Below are 21,216 nucleotides of genomic sequence, written 5' to 3'. Positions count from 1 at the left end.
CTTTCGACTGGCGGGATTGTAAATGCTCTTTTCTTAGGGTTTTCTGCCGCTATGTTGGGAATTTCAGGTTTTGAAAGTTCGGCTAATTTTGTTGAGGAACAAGAACAAGGTGTTTTCCGGAAAACACTTCGTAATATGTGGGCAATAGTAAGTTTCTTCAATCCTGTAATTGCCTTACTACTGATTTGTATCATTCCTCTAGCGCAAGTGGGTGAACATCAAGAATCGTTATTGGCTTATTTAGGGCACACCACTGGCGGTTCCTGGTTAGCGTATCTTATTTCAATCGACGCCGTTTTAGTCCTATGCGGGGCCGTTCTAACTTCGTTTGTTGGGGTTTCCGGTTTATTAAATCGTATGACATTAGACAGGATATTGCCTAATTACTTCTTGAAGCAAAACAAACGTGGGTCTAATTATCGAATAATTATTAGCTTTTTAATATTATGCGTATCTGTCTTATTTGTTACGGCAGGTAATCTTATCGCGTTGGCAGGAGTATATACGTTCTCTTTCCTGGCAGTGATGGGATTATTTGGAATAGGAAATCTATTGTTGAAATTTAAACGTAAAAAACTGCCCAGACCAGAGAAAGCCAGAGGAATTGCCGTTGTCTTTGCTGTGTCACTGATAATTGCGGCATTTATTGGAAACATCCAATTAAACGTTTCTTCTTTTTATACTTTTATAAAATACCTAGTTCCTTCGTTGCTGTTCATTTCGGTCATGCTTAATCGATCATTCCTTATCAAGGTTCTAATAGATGCTTTGGAATATTTCTACAAACCATTACGAAGAATGGTTATATTCAGCAATCGTTATCTATTGAAAATGAATTTGAAAATCAGTTCACAAGAGCTCGTTTTCTTTACCAAAGGGGATGATGTCGCCATAATAAATAAGGTGATGCAATATGTTCAGAATAATGAAACAACAAAAAAATTAAAGATCGTTAACATAAAGCGTGAAGGCGAAAACAACGATTTGCTTATCACAGATCTTAGAGTACTGGATCGCGCATATCCTGAAATTGACATTGAATTTATCGAATTGGACGGTGTTTTTGGTCCGGCAATCATCGATGAATTATCCGAAAAATGGAATATTCCAAAAAACTTCATGTTCATTGGTTCGCCTGGAGATCGATTTTCATATAGAGTAGCTGAATTAGGTGGTGTTCGTTTAATTATGTAACTTTATTTCTTGACATACTGACCTATTAGATTTAGCCCCGGAAATTAAAAATACATGAAAAAAATTATCGACTATACCCTTTTTCAAGATGGTGATTTTAATATTAAAGTAATCAGTATTTTAAAACTGGTCGTTTTTTTGATTGTGGTTACCCTTTTATTAAAAATTATTAGAAAAGCAATTTATAGGGTCGATAAAATTGACGTTGCTAAAAAATACTCGATCTATAGCTTAGCTAGGTATCTAATCATAGTCATTTCAATCATTTCCGGTTTGCAAATGTTTGGCTTCAATTTGTCCGTCCTGGTAGCGGGTTCCGCCGCGCTATTGGTGGGTATTGGTCTTGGTCTACAAAACCTATTTAGCGATTTTGTGTCCGGAATTATACTTCTTGTCGATTCCTCCGTAAAAGTAAATGATGTTATAGAGTTAAACGGATTGGTTTGCAAGGTGCAAGAGATCAATTTGCGGACCACCACAGTTCTGACCAGGGATGACAAATATATTATTTTACCAAACTCTGACTTAACAAAGAATCAGTTGATCAATTGGACGCACAGCGATCTTGCTTCGCGTTTTGAAGTCACAGTTGGAGTCGATTATTCGTCAGATATCCATCAGGTTATAGAAGTTTTGAAACGAGCTGTTGACGGTCAAAATAGTGTTTTAAAAGAGCCGAATCCATTTATTCGTTTTACGGATTTCGGGGATTCTTCTCTAAATTTCTCCGTGATTTTCTGGTCCGAAGAATTATTTCGAATTGAAAATATAAAGAGCGAATTGAGAATAAAAATATTTGAATTATTCAAAGAAAACAGTATCACTATTCCGTTTCCACAAAGGGTAGTTCACGTCAACAACTAGAAAAATGGAGGAAGAAATCCAAAAATACCTGTACAATCCGACTGTCGGTAAAATTGTAACCTTCCTTATAGGAGTTGCGATAATTTGGATGTTAATAAAAGCTGTTCAAAAAAATCTATTTTCAAGAATCAAAGACAATGAAAATCGGTACAAGGCCAAAAAAATCAGCACCTTCGTTGGCTATGCAGCGACCGTTATTTTTTTAACCGTTGTTTTTAGCGAAAAACTGGGAGGCCTTACCGTTGCCTTGGGGGTTGCAGGAGCCGGAATCGCCTTTGCATTACAGGAAGTTATCGCTTCGTTCGCTGGATGGCTGGCTATCATGTTTGGCGGCTTCTACAATACGGGAGACCGCGTTCAGTTAGGCGGAATACGGGGTGATGTCATGGACATTGGCGTTTTGAGGACGACCATCATGGAAACGGGACAATGGGTCGATGGCGATTTATACAACGGAAGGATTGTCTTGATAGCCAATAGCTACGTTTTCAAAGAACCCGTATTTAATTATTCCGGGGATTTTCCCTTTCTATGGGACGAAATCAAAATTCCGATCCAGTACGGAAGCAATTATGATTTGGCCAAGGAAATAATATTAAAGGTCGGTATCGAAGTTGCCGGTGACTTGAGCGTAACTTCAAAGGAAAAATGGAAATCCCTTCAATTTAAATACCGATTGGAAGATGCCCAAACAGAACCTATGATTTCCTTGGTTGCAAATGACAATTGGGCTGAATATACGCTACGATATGTTGTTGACTATAAAAGAAGAAGGATCACAAAAACGGCATTATTCTCAAAAATACTGACCCAGATTGAGGCCACAGATGGTCAAGTAAAAATGGCTTCGGCAACATTCCAATTAGTGCAAGCGCCTGACTTCAATGTCAATATAAAAAAATAAGATGAACTTCTTTCAACTTTTTTCGATATTGATTGTCTTGTCAGCAGTTTTTCCTCTATCAATTATCGCTTTTTAAAACTACTGAAAGCTATTGGCCTAACGTGGGCAACATCTATGTGGGTTACAGACTAATGTAAGCATTTAAGTTATGATTACGCTGGCAATCGTTATGGGCGGTTCCACACTAGTCCACTATGGCTATGTTTCACGCTTTTGGGCAATGGTGGCGAAACGAATTACGGGAAATCAAAGTAAAAGGGAGGGAATGTCATGCACAAACTATTTGTGTTTTTCTAAAATGACGATCTTAAAAATTATTTTCAAAAAAAACACAATACTTTTCATACTATTCTTTTTTTTATTATATTTATGAATCCCAATCTACTACATATTAGACTTATCGATTTTTAAAAAAAATACCACGGCATACATTTATTTGTATTCCTAATTTTAATTTATTTAAAAATGGATCAAAAAAAAGTAGATACCCCTATCCTAAATGACAATTGTCAAAGTCTACAGCAAGATTACAATTCATTAAAGCAACTATTTGAAATCGTAAAAGACAAGAACCAGTTTAATGAAATTAAAATTGACCACATTAACGAAAAACTCAAAGAGTCCCTAGAAAATATGTCTGATGCTTTTGTTGCCATAGACAGCAATTGGAAATATACATTTGTTAACCAAAAAGCAGGTATAATGCTTGGCAAAAAACCCGAAGAGCTCATCGGCGAAAATGCCTGGGTCATATTCCCTGATGCCGTTGGCAAACCTTATCATAAAGTCTATTACAAAGCCATGAGAACCAAAAAGGAAATAATTTTTGAAGATTATTATATTCCATGGAAGCGCTGGTTTGAAAATCGGGTGATTCCTAGCAAAGAAGGTCTGGTTATATTTTTTCAGGATATAACGGAACGCAAGTTGGCCGATCAAAAAATGCAAGACCTCAACAATAAACTAACGATACGAAATAGAGAATTGTACGAAAGCATTATTCAAATACAGAAAATCAACACCGAATTAATTTATGCAAAAGAGAAGGCTGAGGAGAGCGACCGTTTAAAATCCTCTTTTTTGTCTAACATGAGCCATGAAATTCGCACGCCAATGAACGGTATTTTAGGCTTTACAGAGCTCCTGAAAGAGCCAAAATTGACAGGGGTTGAACAACAGGAATATATTAAAGTAATAGAAAAGAGCGGCAGCAGAATGCTTAACATTATAAACGATATCGTTAGCATCTCCAAAATAGAATCGGGACAAGTGAATCTGTCTTATAAAGAAACTTCAATTAAAAATCAAATTCAAGGGCTCCATGACTATTTTAACTTGGAAGCAACGCAAAAAAATATCGAACTTAAAATAAACAATACCTTAAATGAAGAAGACGGCTTAATAAGAACAGACGAAGGAAAACTCTATGCCATACTTTCGCAATTACTCAAAAACGCCGTAAAATTCACGGATTACGGATCGATTGAGATAGGATGTTTTAAAGATAATAATGCATTAACTTTCTATGTAAAGGATTCGGGCATTGGTATTAATTCCAGTAAAATAGAGCTGCTTTTCGAAAAATTTAGGCAAGAAGATGATTCATTAAACAGAAATTACGACGGCGCAGGATTGGGTTTATATATTGCCAAATCTTACGTAGATCTATTGGGAGGAAAAATTTGGGCAGCAAACAATGTAGACAATGGGGCCATCTTCTATTTTAAAATCCCTTTTATAAAACACAATGAAATTGACAAGGAAGTCCAAATTCCAATGCCAGTAATCCCTAATGAAACACAAAAATTGAAAATACTCGTTGCGGAAGACGACAGTATTTCCTTGAAGTTTATTTCCAAAATCTTAAAAATATTCGGGGAAAACCTATTAATAGCCAGAAACGGATTTGAAGCTGTAAATCTATGCAAAAAGAATCCAGATATTGATATTGTTCTAATGGACATTCAGATGCCTGTAATGAATGGTTACGAAGCCATTAAAAAAATAAGGGAGTTTAACGAAGAGGTAATAATAATTACACAAAGCGCTTTCGTATTTACCGATGAAGCCGAAAAAGCAATTGAAGTTGGCGGCAACGGGTATATCTCCAAACCAATTAACAAAAACCAATTAATCGATCATATCAACAAGCAAATCATTGCCTCAAAATCTAAAACAAAAACTAAGATTCGTTTGTAATATCCGTTACACTGAACTTCCAGTCTATACTTTTTTTATACCAAAGTTGGCCTTCAGAAACTTCCAAAGGACACTCAAAATTATTGGTGTACAGCGCTCCAGTCCCGAGTCCTTGAGGCATCAAATTATGTTGCAAAAAAGTCCATTGCGCGATGGCATTCAATCCGATATTACTCTCTAAAGCAGAGGTAATCCACCACCCGATTCGGTGTTTTTCAGCCAGAGAAATCCACTCCTGAGTCCCACGAAAACCACCTATAAAACTAGGCTTCAAAATGATGTATTGCGGCATTATTTTCTGCAACAATCGCTCTTTTTCTTCCAATGTAAACAACCCGATCAGCTCTTCGTCCAGCGCAATGGGCAGAGGAGTCGATTTACACAGTTCTGCCATCCTGTCAGTGTTCTTTTTAGGAATAGGTTGCTCTATGCTATGTAATTTAAATCCAGATAGTTGCGATATTTTATCTAAAGCTTCATCTAAACCGAAAGCACCGTTCGCATCCACCCTGATTTCGATCTGTTTCGCTGTAAAATGCTCCCTAATAAAGCGCAATAATTGCAGTTCTTTGTCGAAATCTATCGCTCCAATTTTGAGTTTTATGCAGTGGAAACCTTGCCTGATTTTTTCCTCGATTTGCTCCTTCATAAAAGCTTGCTCACCCATCCAAACGAGCCCATTGATTTGTATAGATTTTGTCCCTTCCGTAAACTCCGATGGGAACAACAAAAATGGAGATTCGCTGTCCAAAGAAAGGAAAGCCATTTCGACTCCAAACTGTATTGAAGGAAACTTAATTAAAGCCTCCCAAAGTTGGTCTTTTCCGAGATCGATATTCTCGCAAGTCCATTGCAATTTAGCTTCATAATCAGGTCGGTCATCAATACTCAAACCTCTCAAAATCCCGCACTCTCCTATCCCCATTTTGCCGTCTTTTTCAAGCACGATAAACCAGGTTTCCTTTTCGGTCATTACACCTCTGGAGGTGCCCGAAGGACGTTTGAAATCTAGAATGTATTCATGGTAAGTTGCTTTCATTTTAAATAGTAAAATGTGAGAAGTGAGTGGTGATCCGTTTTATTTGGATTTTATGTTTGGTTTCATCAAATAAGAAGTTCCAATTAATAAAATTCCGAAAAAACATAATACATAAAACATGTACGTTGGCCATTCGTTAAAGAAATACATTTTAATATTTAAAATGATTCCAACAAGAAGAATAAACCAACCAAAATAGCGCGTAATTGAAATTATTTCTTTCATGTTTTTTATTTTTCACTTCTATTATAAACAATCACTTATCGCTCCATCATCTTCAAAACCCGATCAAAATCCGCTGACGACAATCCCGCTTTTCGAAAAATGATAAAGTCTTGTTTTGCCTTTTGGACCCAACTCAAGCTACTTGTCACATTTTGAGATTTGTATTCTTTGTAAATGTTTTTGGCACTTCTATATTCATCGTTCAGCAAATATGCATGCGCCAAATTGAGTTTTAACAGCAACTCGGCGCCGTCCAACTCTTCGCCCTCTTTCAAGAATTTGATCGCTTTGCCGTACTGTTTGGTTAAAATGTAACTCAACCCAATTGCGTTATAATCCAAAGCCGTTGCTTTTCCTTCATTGACTATCCTTGCGTATTGGGCAATTGCATTAGCGTAATCGCCTTTTTTGGCAAAATTGGATGCTTGTGCACGCAAATCGTCATAAACGCCCTTAGAGACTCCCGATTCGTTAATACAGCTATTCCCGAAGTCCTTATAGGCTTTAGTTCGCTCCATCGGAAGTAACCTCTGGAATTCTTGGAATTTGTATTGCTTTTGGATTTTCTCTTCCAGACAAATACAAAAATCGTCTGAGTTTACCATTTTACTGGCTAGGGCAGACGTCTTGCACTGATTTATTATAATTTTTCGGTTTTCCAAGGCCCACCCCCTGCTGAGTTTTGCATCTACCCAAGGCACCACTTCAAGAACGATTTTTTGTTTCATCATCCAATTGGTACTTTCGAGGCCGAACCACAGATTCCCCGCATTTGCCTGCAAACAAATTGATTTATCTATCGAAAGTCTTTTGGCATCCCTGCTTACTGGTGTTTCCTGAGACAAACAGGCCTTATTCATGTTGCCCGTCTTTTGATAATCCGAAGCCAATTCATCCGAGGGAAAAACGGCATACCTGCATTTGTCGTCACCAGAAATTTTTGACAACAAAAAGACAGCACCTGCCGAACCCTGACTGATTCCCGTAGGGTCAGGTATCGATTTCAGCACCGAAACTAAACTTCCCGCCAACTGCTGATTGTCATCCAACAATGTGATTCTATAAATTAGTTCGGTAGTTCCTACGGGGAAATCATCGGTTTTGACCACGATTCTATCGCGCGCCGAAACGATGACTTCCTTAGTTGTGGCCCTGTCTTTGTCCCAATAACCGTCTTTTTGTGCGAAAGCCGACTGATAAAAAATGCTAATGAATAGCAACAATACTATTTTCTTCACCTGTGTTTTCTTAATTACTGATAGGCCCTAGCCCAGATGGAAGTGAAAATCCTTTTACTTTTTCTTTAAAAGTAAAAGATTGCAACTAACAGCTGGAAATAGCTCCCAAAAAAATTACAATTCGATGCTGTCGCCAATCTCTAATAGCATCAGATCTTTTCCTTTATCAAAAAACTTTTGGATGGCTTCTTTATGATCTATTTTTATGAAACCGAACGTATCGTAGTGATAGCCTAATATTTTATCGCAGTCCACAAAATCAGAAGCAAGAATCGCGTCCTCGACATCCATGGTGAAATTGTCGCCAATGGGAAGAATGGCTAAATCTAGCTTAGTTCGCATCGGGATCAATTTCATATCCATCGTAAGGGCCGTATCGCCCGCAACATAAATGTTTTTATGCTCGCCTTCAATGACAAAACCACCTGGATTGCCACCGCATGTGCCATCAGGAAACGAACTGGAATGAACTGCATTTACGTATTTCAGCTTCCCAAAATCGAAATTCCAGCTTCCGCCATGGTTCATGGGATGCGCCTGAAATCCTTTGCTTGAGTAATAACTCGCGATCTCGGCATTCGAGACAATAACCGCATTAGTGCGTTTTGCGATGGCTTCCACGTCCAAAATGTGATCGCCATGCGCATGAGTCAATAAAATATAATCCGCTTTCAAGCTGCTAATGTCAATATGCTCCGCCAATGGATTTGCGGAGATAAAAGGATCCACTAAAATATGCTTGCCTCCCACTTTGATTCCGAGCGAGGCATGTCCGTAAAATGTTACTTTCATTTTTAATTATTTAATGATTTAAAGGTGTTCTATTTTTAGTCCCTGAGTGAATTAATAATTGTTTACGATCAAATCCGAAAAGAAAAAAATCATGCAGAGCGCAAGCAATATCGAAAGGGCAAATGTGCTGAGAGCTAATTTTTTCAATTCAGGATCTAATTCCTTAGGGTTCTTGTTTTTGTAAACATTAATTAAATGTTTCGTTAAAGGAATATAAGCCAGTAAAAACAAGTATTGGTCGAACTTAAAATTGTTTAACAACGCAAAAACCAAGACTAAAGCCATGGCAAAAGTGATCAAAAAGTAATGGTATAGCTTTGCTTTTTTGCCTCCTATTTGCACTACCAATGTGTTTTTCCCCACTTTCCTGTCAGATTCCTCATCGCGCATATTGTTAAGATTCAATACGCCCACGCTTAAAAAACCGATTGCCATTGCTGGTAATACGAGTATTAAATCTATTTGTTTTGAGTACAGAAAATTCACACCTAAAGTGCTCACCAATCCAAAAAACACGAAAACGAAAACGTCTCCGAAACCTCTGTAGCCATAGGCTCTCGCGCCTATCGTGTAGCGAATTGCCGCAGCGATGGCCAAAATACCCAAAACTAGGTAAAACAATGAATACACCAAATTTGTATCCCCAAAAGCAAAATAGATCAGTAATATGGCCGAAAGCAAGGTCAGCACCGAAGTGATTATTATGGCGCGTTTCATCGCCTGAGGCGTAATCACGCCGCTTTGAATCGCGCGTTTTGGCCCCACTCTGTCTTCATTGTCCGTTCCCTTCATCCCATCACCGTAATCATTGGCAAAATTGGATAAAATCTGCAGTCCAAGTGTGGTTAATATCGCAAAACCAAACAGTCGCCAGTTAAAAACTTCTGTCGGAGTCAATATGTTATCCGTTGGGTTAGCCAGCGCATACATGCTACCTACAATGATTCCTGAAACAGATAATGGTAATGTTCTAATTCGTGCGGCTTCAATCCAATGCTTCATTTTATTTTATTTTTATTAGTATTTAGTATTAGCTTTTTTTTTCGAGACTACATCCAATTGCTGTCTGAGGTCTCTAATTGATAGAGCCAAAGATTGACATATTGCTTAATTTTAGAATAATTCCCCAATTGAAACGAAAGATTCCCTCCCGCCGTATGTATCGTTATCGAACCAATATCAGCACTTTTATGCCAAAATAACTGTGAGGTTGTGATGGCTTGAATTTTCCCAGGCTCAATAATTTTATTGTCGATATCCCAAGCGCCACTTTGTTTTATGATAAAGTTATCGTTTACAAACAATCGATTGTTCTTAAATCCAAAATAGACAATGCTCCCGACAAAAAAAACATACAAAGGCACTAGATAAACAAAATCCAAAAATCGAGGTTGAACATACTTTCCAAACGCAAAAAACCCAGCTAAAGGTAGTATTATTGAAAGAAATATGGAAAAAACCAATTTACGAAAATTCGGCTTTAGCATTATTCCCTTTTCTGGCGTTTTGAGAAACAGTAATTTCAGTATTTCGTTACTCTCCATTTCGTTACAACCCGGAATTTCAATCACCGACTTGCGTTCTTCTTTTTCGCCGCTGGTAGCCTGCTTGATTTTAAGTTCCAGAATATTCATTTTCCTTTGGAAAAAATTTCTGGTAACGGTGACAATCTGTACCTTTTCTGGTTTGATAATCGTGCTTTTTGTGTTCAACAAGCCAAAAGAAAGCAATAAGGAACCATTTTGCCTGGCAATTTTATAATCGAAATATTTAAAAATAACACGAACCAGGTTGATAATCAAAATGGCTGCAATTAGCAAAAACACAATGATAGCCACAGACTGAATCGCTATGCTTTTGTCTAAATAGGCGTCCATTTTTTTTTCGTCGAAATCAGAATGGGTCATGAAACTTTTACCGTTTTCATAGACAGTTGCGAAAAACGCCAGAATCAAACCGAGACTTTTCACATAATTGGATGTGATTCCCACTTTTAACAAACTCAAAAAACTGATTGCCATAAATGGTCTTTCTTCAGCCGTTTCGGCTTGTGATGTCATTTCCTCTTTTTCGGAAAGGACAGCTTTTTTTCCGTTCTGCATTAAGCTTGCCTTCAAGGCCAAAGCCAACGAATGCGAAATCGCTTTTATTTCCCCCTCTTTTTTATTGCTTCCCGCGGTATCGACATCCAGTTCATAAACACCGATAATCCTTTGCAACAAGGATTGGTTAATGTTTACCTGTTGGATTTTATTGAGTTGAATGATCGTTTTTGTTTTATTCAAAATCCCTTCGTTGATAATAAACTCCTGATTTTCATCATCCAAATAGAAGGTAAAGTTCAGGTATTTCAGGTATGCTATAATTCCGATAGTAATCAAAAGGCCACTTAATCCGAGAAAAAGATAGCCTTTGTTGAGTTCGTCAAATTTAAAGATGTAAACCAAAAATATGGGCCACAATCCCCTTGCCCATTGTTGCAATGTTTTAACGAACATCAGCAGCACTCCTACGGAAGACTGCCGCTGCGGCTTTTTAAATTCCTCCTCCATTACAATTGTTTTTGGATTTTACCCATCAGTAACTGTTTGATGTTTTCAGCTTGCTCCATTTCGATTCCCGGAATCTCAATATCACTCGAACTGCCGCCAGCGGTGAAAATTTCAATTTTGGCCAGTCCAAAATAGCGTGAAACAAAGCCTTCATGCAAAGCGACGTGCTGCACTCTATTGTAAGGTATTACAATAGTGTTTGTCGCAATAATCCCATGCCTGTACAATACATCGTGCCTTCTAAAAGCAAAACCTTTTTTCTTGAAACTGATTCTGGAAAGCACAAGAACAGTAATTAACAGTACGGAATAAATGACCGAAATTTCGAGCATAAACGCTAACAATCCTTGGTTGAAGAACAGCAGTAACCCAAGGACAGTTCCTATAATTAAAAAGAAAAGAAAGACATTTATCAAGGTCACTTTCCAATAATTAGAATGCAAGACCGAAAATGCTACCGCTTCATATCTAGGAAGCTGCGTTGTGTCAATCGTTTCGTTTGTAAAATTCTCCATTTATTATTTTTAAAGTTTAGTTTAAAAGTTTAAAGTGCCTGAAACAACTTCAAACTTTAAACCTGAAACTATTTTTTACGGCAACCATTTCTTTTCGAAATTTGGCTTTCTTTTTTCAAGGAAAGCATTTCTGCCTTCTTTGGCTTCCTCCGTCATATAGGCGAGTCTGGTCGCTTCGCCAGCAAAAACCTGTTGACCCACCATTCCGTCATCCGTAAGATTCATAGCAAATTTCAGCATTTTGATGGCCATTGGTGACTTTCCTAAAATTTCCTGTGCCCATTCAAATGCGGTGTCCTCCAGCTCGGCATGAGGAATCACGGCATTCACCATCCCCATGTCCATAGCGTCTTGGGCGGAATAATTGCGCCCCAAGAAGAAAATCTCACGCGCTTTTTTCTGCCCCACCATTTTTGCTAAATAAGCGGAACCATATCCTCCATCGAAACTGGTTACGTCTGCATCGGTTTGTTTGAATATGGCATGTTCCTTACTGGCTAAAGTCAGGTCGCAAACTACGTGCAAACTGTGCCCGCCTCCTACTGCCCAGCCCGGAACGACTGCGATGACTACCTTAGGCATAAATCGAATCAAGCGCTGCACTTCAAGTATGTTCAAACGATGTTGTCCATCCTCACCCACGTAGCCCTGATGGCCGCGTGCGTTTTGATCCCCACCGCTACAAAAGGAATATACCCCGTCTTTAGATGAAGGCCCTTCCGCAGACAGTAAAACAACGCCTATCGAAGTGTCTTCTTGGGCATCATAAAAGGCGTTATATAATTCGGCTGTGGTTTTAGGACGAAAAGCGTTTCGCACGTCGGGCCTGTTGAATGCTATTCTTGCGACTCCGTTACATTTTTTATATGTGATATCTTCGTATTCTTTTGCGGTAATCCAATCCATTACAATTGATTTAAATTATTTTAGGGTAAAAATAAATCATTTTTTGCAGTTTATGCCATTCTAGTGCGGGAACCTTGGCAATAGACATCTGATACGATTCCCCGAAATGTTAAAAATTTAAAAAAAATAAGAAATTAACAGTTGGCAATTAAAATAATTATTAATTTTAGACCATGTTAATCAGATGATTGCGAATTAGCATCACTGATTTAGCCTTGAATTTCACTGATTTATTAACCTAAAAAAAGAATACCTTGATTAAATTTAAAAATTTCGTCTCTCTTTATTTTGTGGTTTCAGATAAAAACAGAAAAAGTGAGAAAAGGAGAAAGCATTTTACCGAAATTGTGAAAGGACTATAGTAACACCTACGGTTAAAAGAAAGAATTTGAAACCCATATTGTTGCATTAACAAGGTTTCTTGGCAGCAAAATTTTGGAATAACAGTCTTTATACAATAAAAAGAAACCAAATGGTTTTTATTATAATATAAGTCTAGCTTGTAAGTAAATGTTTGCCTTAGATTATTTTTAGTTTTGTACTTCGATTAATTCGAAACAATCTAAAAAAGAGAAAGACTAATCATCTCGATTAGTCTTTCTTTTTTTTATTCCTTAACGAGGTAAATCCCGTCTTCCTTGATTTCGATTAATTTTTCCCTGTACAAGGCACCGATCGCTTTCTTGAATGTTTTTTTACTCATTTTCAAAACCGTTTTGATGTCCTCCGGATGCGAGTTATCCGTCAATCGCAGAAAGCCGCGACTTGCCCTCAATTCATCAAGAATTATATCCGCATTGGGCTCGATGCTCTGATATCCCTGAATCTGAAGGGCAACATCAATTTTATTATCTGGGCGAATCATTTTAATATAACCGCGCATACGATCTCCAGTTCGAATCGCATCATCGTAAACCTCATCCTTATATAACAAGCCTTTATGTCTTTCGTTGATGATGACATTGATACCTAATTCGGTAATATGTGAAACTATCAAATCAACCTCTTCCCCTTTTTCAACAGTAAGCTCATCATTTTTAAGGAATTGATTCGTCTTACTTGAAGCAACTAAACGATTTGTTTTTTCATCCATATATAGATAAACCAAATAACGTTTTCCCTTTTCCATCGGACGCGCTTGCTCCTTAAATGGAACCAGAATGTCTTTTTCCATTCCCCAATCCATAAAAGCACCAATCTGGTTGACATAATTCACACGCAAAAGCGAGAATTCATTCAGTAATATATAAGGTTCCAGTGTCGTTGCAACTGGACGCTCTTCGTGGTCCAAATAAACAAATACGATAAGTTCCTCCCCTATTTCAAATTCGTTAGGCACGTATTTGTTAGGCAAAAGTATGTCATGTAATCCTTCCGGATCCGTATCTGGCGTCCCTAAAAACAGACCCACTTTAGTATCACGTAGTATCGTTAGCGTATTGTATTTTCCTATTTCAATCATTTTATTCTGTTTTCTTGGCCGCAAAGGTACGAAGATTGAAAATGGGATAACAAAATATTATATCATAAATCTCTTGTTGACTACACCAATTCCTTGAAATACTGCAAAAGAATAGAGTCATTATCCAACGTAGGGGTAAAGACCTCGAGAATGGAAGGCTTTTCATTTTGGGCAAACAAGACGACCATACCATTCCCTAAACTGATTTCATCGCTGGCAATAGTATATTCAAAACCGTACATTTTGGCCATATGTTCAGCGGTGAGGCAATGAGAAGTTTCGAAAAACGTATTAAAAACCGGCGTTTCTTCGTGTCCAGGTAAGATCCTAAAGATTCCGCCACCGCCATTATTAATCAATATTATCTTGAAATTCTTGGGTATATAATTATTCCACAAGGCATTACTGTCATAAAGGAAACTGATATCTCCAGTAATAAGAACTGTTTGCTTTCCATTGGCTATAGCCGCACCTATTGCGGTAGAGGTACTGCCGTCTATTCCGCTGGTTCCACGGTTACAATACACCTCAATAGATGGGTCAATGTCTAGCAATTGCGCATAGCGTATGGCTGAGCTGTTGCTGATTTGCAACTGGCTGTTTTTAGGCAAAAGGGGAATCACTTTTTCGAATACCTTAAAATCAGAAAAAGGGATGTTTTCCAAATAAAGCTCGCTTTTTTGCTTGCGCAAAAGTTTAACTGATTCTGCTTTTTCAAAATAATCGCTTGCGATCGTTTTGGTAAGCGGCAAAAAAGCATCAAAAAACATATTTGGTTCCACTTCAAAATGCTTCGATAATATGCTGAAAGTATCGTATGCTCTTAAAGTGTCAATATGCCAATGCTGTTTTGGCTTGTGTTTTCTCAAAAAGGCTTTGATGCGTTTGGAAACGATCATTCCACCAAAAGTTATTAAAAGATCTGGACAAAATTCTTCAAAATCTTCATTTGTAAACGGAGTGATTATGGTGTCGATGTTGTTAATAAAGGAAGGATGATGCAGATTGGAAGTCGTCTCGGTCAAAACAACAACCGATTTGTCGCCTGCCAAGGCTTCAACAGTTTTGTCGCTGACAACATTTGGGTCGTTGACTCCAACCAAAACCATTTTCCGAGCTGAATCGTTCCAAATAGACGCGAATTCTGCCAAATCATCAATGGAAATCGTCCGAGTTTCATTTGCGGAAGCGATAGTATTTACGGCAACAGAAAGTTCTGAAACCGTTTGGTACAGTGGCTCTTCAAAGGGTGCGTTGATATGCACGGGACCTTTCTTGTCGATGGCTGTATTTATGGCTTCATTGATTTTTATATCATTATCAATCGAAACGGCTTCATCCAAATTAGCATTATACAACGAATGGTTCAAAAATACATTTTCCTGTCGGATGGTTTGTCCGTCACCAATATCAATCTTACTTTGCGGACGGTCAGCAGAAATCACAATCATTGGAATCTGGCTATAAAATGCTTCGGCAAAAGCAGGATAGTAATTCAGCAATGCCGAACCCGAAGTACAAACCAGCGCAACTGGATTTTTGGTTTGCTGTGCGATTCCCAGAGCAAAAAATGCTGCCGAGCGCTCGTCTGCGATGCTATAACAGCTAAATGCGTCATTGCTGGCAAAACCAATTGTTAAAGGAGCATTTCGCGAACCTGGAGAAATTATTATGGTAGTGATTCCTTTGGCCAAACAAGTTTGAATAATGCTTTGCGCTAAAGGTATTTTGGGGTAAATCATCGTTTTTGTTTCAAAGAACCAAAGATACAAATTGCAAAGGTTTTTCTCTAATCTTAAATAGTTTTCTTAATTTTGGATAAAAATAGAATTAAGATGGAAATCAAGATTAGGACTGCCGTTTTTTCGGATATAGACACGATATTGGAAATTGTTAATCACCAGATACTGCACAGCACTTCTAATTATGATTATGAGCCACATGATTTTGAAACCCAAAAATTATGGTTTGATGAAAAAGAAGCTCAAGGTTTGCCCGTAATTGTGGCCGAATACGAGAATGCCCCCATTGGATATGCGACATACGGCTCATTCAGGCACAAGGAAGGCTATAAACATACCGTAGAGCATTCTGTTTATGTGGCCGAAGAATTTATGGGAAAAGGCGCTGGGAAACTGCTTTTGGCAGAACTTATCCAATTGGCAAAAGAAGAAGGTTACCACACCATGATTGGTGTTATTGATTCTGAAAACCAAGGAAGCATTGCTTTTCACCAAAAATATGGCTTTGAAATAGCAGGTACCATCAAAGAATCAGGATATAAGTTTGACCGTTGGCTGAATTCCGTTTTTCTGCAATTGATATTGGAATAAAAGGCTTAAATCGAACTTAAAAAACATATAAAAGCCGAAAATTCGCAGATATAAAACCAAGTCGTTTTTATAGTCTGCGAATTTTCGGCTTTTTTTTGTAGATTAAACTATGCCTTAATCCAGTTTATAACTTCAGGATCTGTCGGTACTGTTTTTGGAGAAATCACTTTTTCCAGTTCCCCGTTTTCATTAATCAGGTATTTTTGAAAATTCCATGCTACATCGGAATCTTGTAATCCGTTTTTAGATTTTTGCGTCAAAAACTGATACATTTCACACATATCGTCCCCTTTTACCGATACTTTATCCATCATGGGGAAAGTTACGCCATAATTAAGTTGGCAAAAAGAGGCAATCTCTTCGTTTGTTCCCGGCTCCTGAGATGCAAAATTATTGGCTGGGAATCCCACGATCACAAAACCCTTGTCTTTATATTCTTTGTAAATAGCTTCCAAGTCTTTGTACTGTGGCGTGAGTCCGCATTTTGAAGCGGTATTTACAATCATTACTTTTTTCCCTTTAAGGGTAGCAAAGTCAAAAATGTTTCCTGATAAATCTTCCACTTTAAATTGGTAGATATTTTGTTTTGTCATGGCTATTTCGGTTTTATTCATATCCGTTTTTTTGTTTTGTGCATGATTCTGGCAACTAAAAAGTAGTAGTGCAATACTCGCCACAAATAATAGGTTTTTCATATTTATATTTTTTTATAAAAATAAACAAATTGTAATAATTATACTTCGTATTAACTTTTAATTATTGATGAACAAATGTTAAAAAGCAAAAGCCTAACGTCAAAAAAAACGTTAGGCTTAAAAACAAACCAATCAAATTTATCATTAGAATGCATAGCTGATTTTTGCTTTCATATAAAAAGGAGTTCCAGGCGTAAAATGTATTTCTTCCGCACTATTGGGTTCATTTTGCAATCTTGATTCTGTTGCAAATTGCGTTTCATTCCATTTTGTGTTCAACAAATTCTCCATCGAAACACCAAATGCGACATCTTTGTAGGTATAATTTATATTGAGATCAGCTATGGCATATCCTTTTGCAACTATGGAATTATCCTCATTTGCTGGGCGACTTTTTAAATAGCGATAACGCCAGCCTCCCGAAAATCCGTTCCATTTTTGAAAACTTAATCCGCCTGTGGAGGTGAAATCTGGAGACAACGGAATGTAATTTTGACCGTTTGGTTCGTCAATGCTTCTTGCATATGTATAATTAGCATCGGCATCAAAATACAAATAGTCATTCAGTTGGTAACGCAAACCCAAATCGACTCCCATGCGTTTTGACTTTCCGCTGGGTTCAATAATTCCCGCATCACCTACATAAACAAATTCTTGCTCTAAATACAGATACCACAAAGCAGAATTCACAATCAATTTTGGGAATGGTTTCCAAATTGTTCCTACGTCAGTTCCAATTGCTGTCGGCAAAATTTGTTTTCCGTTGTTTTGGACTACTACCCTAGCGTCATTAGAATGGAAACCCATCCCTGATTTTACAAAAAACTGAAGGTCATTATTTTCAGAATAGATAAAATTCAATTTTGGAGAAAGCTTCACTTCACTTTCTGACTGAGTCCTATAGGTTGGAGCGAGTTTATCCTGATAGTTGAATTTAAAATAATCCAATCGTACTGCTGGATTAATAAGCAATTTTCCCCATTTTATTTCTGAATTCAAATAAGTAAATCCATTGGCTTCATCAATATCTCCCAACTTAATTCTCTCTAATATGGTACTTCTATTCAAAGTATGAGATAGTTCCGAATCAGTCGTTGCATCGGCACGGAAACCGAGACCCAATTGAAACAACACATCCCAATCGGTATTTTTTATTTTTTTGTTTAGTTCCGCATTCATTCCGTAAATATTCCTTTTCTCTCTTTGCTTAATCTGATCTCCATTAATGGGGTCTTCCATGAAAAAAGTGAAGTTAGAATACAGTTCAAATTCATATTTTGAATAAAAAACATTCGCCTTCAAGAACGTATTTTCATCAATTGGCTTGCTAAAACTAGCATTTATATTTGTTCTGGAAGTATTCCCCCCCTCGGTATCATCAACAGAGCCAAATCTGGAAATAGTTCCGCTATCTACCAATCGTTGTGGTATTTGACCAGAAGCATCCCACATACTGGCAAAACGAGAGGCAGATATCGAAACCTTGCCATTATCATCTAGGATAGCCGAGTATTTTCCTAACAGATTTACCCTGTTGAAATTTTGGGGTGAATCAAACGGGCCATCCGTTAGAATATATTCTGCAGCGATATAGGCGCTTTGTTTTTTCTTTTTTCCCAAGAGATCGAACAAACCTACTGTTCTAAGTGTGTCAAACTGTCCCGCCTCTACGCTAATACTGCTTTTAGTTAATTTCTCGAGAGTTTGGAAGGCTACGTATCCTGCGGTTGCAAAATCCCCTTTGTCCGCATAATACGCGCCTTTTCCAAAATCTATTTTTTCTACTGTTTCAGGGATCACAAAATGCAAATCGGCATAGCCTTGACCGTGTGCATGTGAAACCATGTTTACTGGCATTCCATCTACAGAAATGGCTATGTCCGTTCCGTGATCGATGTCAAAACCTCTCAGGAATATTTGTTCCGCTTTGCCCCCGCCTGCATGTTGCCCTATGAATAGTCCAGGCACTTTTCTAAGAATTTCTTGGGAAGAATTCACTGGTGTTGTCTCCAAATCAATTTTTGAAATGACATTCATAGCGGACACTTTTTGTTGAATGACAATCTCATTCAATCTAAAAATATCGTCTTCCAATACGATTCTGTTTTCAGCTTCAGAAACGGTATAATTCATTTTTTTATATCCCAAAGCACTTAGCTTTAGGATGTCACCCACTGCAGACTTGTCGATGCTGAACATTCCCAATTCGTTTGTATGCGCATGACTATCTGAATTTGTGTTTACGATGTATGCGTTCTCGATCGCATTACCAAACTCATCCACTACCACTCCTTTTTGAACCTGACTGTACGATACTAATCCAAAAACGGAAAGTATGAATGTTAAAAGATACCTCATATGCAGATTATAATTGATTTACCTTTTTCTCAAAGTTTGGTCCCATTTCATAAATGCTAGAAAGCAATTCTTCCTTGATTGGCGCTACTTTTTGAGCCATATTATTAGCTTTGTAGATCATAGCCAAATGGTATTGCACTTTTGGCTCGAATGATTTGCCTATCACATGGGCTTTGGCAATTTCCAATGCTTTCTTATTCTCCCCCGTATTTAAATAAGACCAAGCCAATAAATCATAGGAATCTGGAGTAGGCCTGTGATCCACTTCGATTTTTGCTATTTCAAGTGCTTTTGCGGCATTTTCTTTTTCATCTGCATAAATTAAAGTGTTGTATTTATTGTACATCGCGCCGTAATTATTCGCGTTCAACATATTGAAATAGGCCTTTTCATTTAAATCGGCTTCTTTTTTATTTCCTTCAAATTGGGCGATTTGAGATTTCAATAAAAAGAAATCTGGGGTATTGTGCGTAACCTCAATAGCTTCCACAATTCTTTTTGCTTCCTTTGTGCTTCTCTCATGAGAAAAAACAATCCAAGCGATTCCTTTGAGGGCATAGGAATAATTGGGATTTATTGCTAATGTTTTTAAGTAACTGTCGTATGATTCTTGTATCATTCCTGCATGACCGTAAAAATCACCAAGATTTGAATATGACCATATTTTAAGTGTTTTGTTGTCTTCCTTTTCTGCAATATCTCTCGCCTTTTCCATGAAAGTGATTGCGGTTTTTAAATCGCCTTTGTGGTCATTCCATTTGGCCAAACGTATCAAGTAATCGAAATCCTTCATGTCTTTAATGGCATTCAAATTTGTTTCGGCTTCAGTAAAATTCCCCAATTCCATCTGCACATCAAAAAGTAATTTTTGTGTTTCTATACGCCCTTCGCCAATAGCGAGTGCTTTTTTGGCTAGAACCAAGGCTTCTTTAAAGCGGTGTTGCGCGATATAATTTCGCCCCAGAGAGCGAATGGTTGAAACACTGGAATAATTACTCGCTTCGTTTGATTGCGTTAGTAAGTTTTCGGTTTTATATAGGTTTTTTATGTTTCCCGTGTATTCAAAAAGTGTCGCATATTTTGACGCAATGATACCCAAATATGTTTTTTGGTTTGGAGCTGCATCATATTTAGATTGCCAAAAGTTAATTTCTTTGTTTACAAAATCAATCGATTCATTTCCTGCCATGTGCAGATATTGATTGTAATCGGAGGCTTTTGTAATTTGGGTTGGTTTATTATCGCAAGCGAAAATAAAAAGGATTGTAAAAACCAGGGCGGGGATAACTTTATAAGGTTTCATAATCTGTTTTTTTTATTTGTTTTTTGTTTGTTTGTTTGTTTGTTTTTGAAAAAAAACAGAGTACTAATTGATGAAGTACCCTGTTTTTTTCTATAATCTTACCAGGCAGCCGCCAAGTAAGGGAATGAAGAAGTAAATGCTTTGTCATTCGCATCCACGTGGTCAGAAGTAAGTCCAGGATTAGCCGCACCATCTGTACCTCCGAAGATTAATAATAATTCTACGTCAATTACGTCATCAGCTAATGCTCTTCCAGTCAAAACGTTAGTTCCGTCGAAGAAAGTGGTTTTCCCGGTTGTTGAAACATTTAAAACATCTGTAGCAAGAACTCCAGTAAATTGAGTTGCTGTCAATCCTAATGCGTTAGTTGTAAACGCTGGGTTTAAAGCCAACAGTCTAGACTCGAAAATAGATTGGTAATTTGCTCCCATCATTGACGGAATTGTTGCATTGAAGTCGTCTTTAGGCTGCCCTGATGCAATAAATACAGTATTTATCGCTGGTCTTGCCATTTGATCTTGTTGCACATATGTCCCAGAGAAGTCTGCGCTTGCCATAGAATCATTGTTATTATCATCGTTGTTACAGCTTACTGTAGCTACCGCACATACAAGTGCCAATGTTATGATTTTGAATT

19 protein-coding genes are annotated in these 21,216 nt (G+C 37.6%); 5 read left to right on the top strand and 14 right to left on the bottom strand.

Going from position 1 to position 21,216, the window contains the following annotated elements:
• The 4 genes from VIH09_RS07685 to VIH09_RS07670 all read left to right on the top strand — a co-directional run.
• The coding region (locus VIH09_RS07685; protein WP_331579544.1) for an APC family permease at nt 1–1,194 on the top strand (1,194 nt) is incomplete at its 5' end.
• Between the two features lie 54 nt (nt 1,195–1,248).
• A complete protein-coding gene (locus tag VIH09_RS07680; RefSeq protein ID WP_331579542.1) occupies nt 1,249–2,058 on the top strand; it encodes a mechanosensitive ion channel family protein in 810 nt (269 codons plus the stop codon).
• A gap of 4 nt (nt 2,059–2,062) precedes the next feature.
• The gene (locus VIH09_RS07675) at nt 2,063–2,962 is read left to right on the top strand and encodes a mechanosensitive ion channel family protein (RefSeq protein WP_331579540.1); all 900 of its coding nucleotides are present in this window, start codon (nt 2,063–2,065) and stop codon (nt 2,960–2,962) included.
• Between the two features lie 465 nt (nt 2,963–3,427).
• A complete protein-coding gene (locus VIH09_RS07670; protein WP_331579538.1) occupies nt 3,428–5,161 on the top strand; it encodes a response regulator in 1,734 nt (577 codons plus the stop codon).
• Here the strand turns inward: VIH09_RS07670 and VIH09_RS07665 are convergent.
• The 10 genes from VIH09_RS07665 to menD form a co-directional block, all read right to left on the bottom strand.
• Complete coding sequence (locus VIH09_RS07665; protein ID WP_331579536.1) at nt 5,145–6,200, bottom strand: o-succinylbenzoate synthase; 1,056 nt, start codon at nt 6,198–6,200, stop codon at nt 5,145–5,147. The genes VIH09_RS07670 and VIH09_RS07665 overlap by 17 nt on opposite strands.
• Nucleotides 6,201–6,239: 39 nt before the next feature.
• Complete coding sequence (locus tag VIH09_RS07660) at nt 6,240–6,425, bottom strand: hypothetical protein (protein ID WP_331579534.1); 186 nt, start codon at nt 6,423–6,425, stop codon at nt 6,240–6,242.
• Between the two features lie 35 nt (nt 6,426–6,460).
• Nucleotides 6,461–7,663 carry a hypothetical protein gene (locus VIH09_RS07655; protein WP_331579532.1) on the bottom strand — a complete coding sequence of 401 codons (1,203 nt, stop codon included), beginning with the start codon at nt 7,661–7,663 and terminating at the stop codon, nt 6,461–6,463.
• 114 nt (nt 7,664–7,777) lie between these two features.
• Nucleotides 7,778–8,455: a metal-dependent hydrolase gene (locus tag VIH09_RS07650; protein ID WP_331579530.1), complete on the bottom strand. Its 678-nt coding sequence runs from the start codon at nt 8,453–8,455 to the stop codon at nt 7,778–7,780.
• A gap of 51 nt (nt 8,456–8,506) precedes the next feature.
• A complete protein-coding gene (gene menA, locus VIH09_RS07645; protein ID WP_331579528.1) occupies nt 8,507–9,457 on the bottom strand; it encodes a 1,4-dihydroxy-2-naphthoate octaprenyltransferase in 951 nt (316 codons plus the stop codon).
• A gap of 47 nt (nt 9,458–9,504) precedes the next feature.
• The gene (locus VIH09_RS07640) at nt 9,505–11,007 is read right to left on the bottom strand and encodes a PH domain-containing protein (RefSeq protein WP_331579526.1); all 1,503 of its coding nucleotides are present in this window, start codon (nt 11,005–11,007) and stop codon (nt 9,505–9,507) included.
• Entirely contained in the window at nt 11,007–11,522 is a 516-nt protein-coding gene (locus tag VIH09_RS07635; protein WP_331579524.1) for a PH domain-containing protein, read from the bottom strand. The genes VIH09_RS07640 and VIH09_RS07635 overlap by 1 nt, the downstream gene beginning before the upstream one ends.
• Nucleotides 11,523–11,597: 75 nt before the next feature.
• Nucleotides 11,598–12,428 (bottom strand): 1,4-dihydroxy-2-naphthoyl-CoA synthase, encoded by an 831-nt coding sequence (locus VIH09_RS07630; RefSeq protein ID WP_331579522.1) that lies wholly within the window; start codon nt 12,426–12,428, stop codon nt 11,598–11,600.
• A 607-nt stretch (nt 12,429–13,035) separates the two neighbouring features.
• Complete coding sequence (locus VIH09_RS07625; protein ID WP_331579520.1) at nt 13,036–13,890, bottom strand: CvfB family protein; 855 nt, start codon at nt 13,888–13,890, stop codon at nt 13,036–13,038.
• A gap of 80 nt (nt 13,891–13,970) precedes the next feature.
• Entirely contained in the window at nt 13,971–15,632 is a 1,662-nt protein-coding gene (gene menD / locus VIH09_RS07620; RefSeq protein ID WP_331579518.1) for a 2-succinyl-5-enolpyruvyl-6-hydroxy-3-cyclohexene-1-carboxylic-acid synthase, read from the bottom strand.
• Between the two features lie 93 nt (nt 15,633–15,725).
• Here menD and VIH09_RS07615 point away from each other — a divergent pair, with 93 nt between their 5' ends.
• Entirely contained in the window at nt 15,726–16,223 is a 498-nt protein-coding gene (locus VIH09_RS07615) for an N-acetyltransferase family protein (protein ID WP_331579516.1), read from the top strand.
• A 107-nt stretch (nt 16,224–16,330) separates the two neighbouring features.
• Here the strand turns inward: VIH09_RS07615 and VIH09_RS07610 are convergent, their stop codons facing one another.
• The 4 genes from VIH09_RS07610 to VIH09_RS07595 form a co-directional block, all read right to left on the bottom strand.
• Nucleotides 16,331–16,918 carry a glutathione peroxidase gene (locus tag VIH09_RS07610; protein WP_331579514.1) on the bottom strand — a complete coding sequence of 196 codons (588 nt, stop codon included), beginning with the start codon at nt 16,916–16,918 and terminating at the stop codon, nt 16,331–16,333.
• 144 nt (nt 16,919–17,062) lie between these two features.
• Nucleotides 17,063–19,276 carry a TonB-dependent receptor gene (locus VIH09_RS07605; RefSeq protein ID WP_331579512.1) on the bottom strand — a complete coding sequence of 738 codons (2,214 nt, stop codon included), beginning with the start codon at nt 19,274–19,276 and terminating at the stop codon, nt 17,063–17,065.
• A 7-nt stretch (nt 19,277–19,283) separates the two neighbouring features.
• Nucleotides 19,284–20,579: a tetratricopeptide repeat protein gene (locus VIH09_RS07600; protein WP_331579510.1), complete on the bottom strand. Its 1,296-nt coding sequence runs from the start codon at nt 20,577–20,579 to the stop codon at nt 19,284–19,286.
• A gap of 98 nt (nt 20,580–20,677) precedes the next feature.
• Nucleotides 20,678–21,216 (bottom strand): DUF4331 family protein (locus tag VIH09_RS07595; protein ID WP_331579508.1); only part of this gene is annotated, 539 nt, incomplete at its 5' end.

Origin of the sequence: Flavobacterium sp. (assembly GCF_036515215.1) — a bacterium.
GTDB lineage: Bacteria > Bacteroidota > Bacteroidia > Flavobacteriales > Flavobacteriaceae > Flavobacterium.
The sequence above is the reverse complement of the archived record's forward strand: the minus strand, read 5'-3'. Positions and strand labels throughout refer to the sequence as shown.

Bases quoted from the DNA above. Each gene is read 5' to 3' on its own strand.
- VIH09_RS07625 (WP_331579520.1), bottom strand. From the start codon at position 13,890: ATGATTGAAATAGGAAAATACAATACGCTAACGATACTACGTGATACT.
- VIH09_RS07615 (WP_331579516.1), top strand. From the start codon at position 15,726: ATGGAAATCAAGATTAGGACTGCCGTTTTTTCGGATATAGACACGATA.
- VIH09_RS07675 (WP_331579540.1), top strand. From the start codon at position 2,063: ATGGAGGAAGAAATCCAAAAATACCTGTACAATCCGACTGTCGGTAAA.
- menD (WP_331579518.1), bottom strand. From the start codon at position 15,632: ATGATTTACCCCAAAATACCTTTAGCGCAAAGCATTATTCAAACTTGT.
- VIH09_RS07635 (WP_331579524.1), bottom strand. From the start codon at position 11,522: ATGGAGAATTTTACAAACGAAACGATTGACACAACGCAGCTTCCTAGA.
- VIH09_RS07610 (WP_331579514.1), bottom strand. From the start codon at position 16,918: ATGAAAAACCTATTATTTGTGGCGAGTATTGCACTACTACTTTTTAGT.
- VIH09_RS07605 (WP_331579512.1), bottom strand. From the start codon at position 19,276: ATGAGGTATCTTTTAACATTCATACTTTCCGTTTTTGGATTAGTATCG.
- VIH09_RS07650 (WP_331579530.1), bottom strand. From the start codon at position 8,455: ATGAAAGTAACATTTTACGGACATGCCTCGCTCGGAATCAAAGTGGGA.
- VIH09_RS07640 (WP_331579526.1), bottom strand. From the start codon at position 11,007: ATGGAGGAGGAATTTAAAAAGCCGCAGCGGCAGTCTTCCGTAGGAGTG.
- VIH09_RS07630 (WP_331579522.1), bottom strand. From the start codon at position 12,428: ATGGATTGGATTACCGCAAAAGAATACGAAGATATCACATATAAAAAA.
- VIH09_RS07660 (WP_331579534.1), bottom strand. From the start codon at position 6,425: ATGAAAGAAATAATTTCAATTACGCGCTATTTTGGTTGGTTTATTCTT.
- menA (WP_331579528.1), bottom strand. From the start codon at position 9,457: ATGAAGCATTGGATTGAAGCCGCACGAATTAGAACATTACCATTATCT.
- VIH09_RS07665 (WP_331579536.1), bottom strand. From the start codon at position 6,200: ATGAAAGCAACTTACCATGAATACATTCTAGATTTCAAACGTCCTTCG.
- VIH09_RS07680 (WP_331579542.1), top strand. From the start codon at position 1,249: ATGAAAAAAATTATCGACTATACCCTTTTTCAAGATGGTGATTTTAAT.
- VIH09_RS07600 (WP_331579510.1), bottom strand. From the start codon at position 20,579: ATGAAACCTTATAAAGTTATCCCCGCCCTGGTTTTTACAATCCTTTTT.
- VIH09_RS07670 (WP_331579538.1), top strand. From the start codon at position 3,428: ATGGATCAAAAAAAAGTAGATACCCCTATCCTAAATGACAATTGTCAA.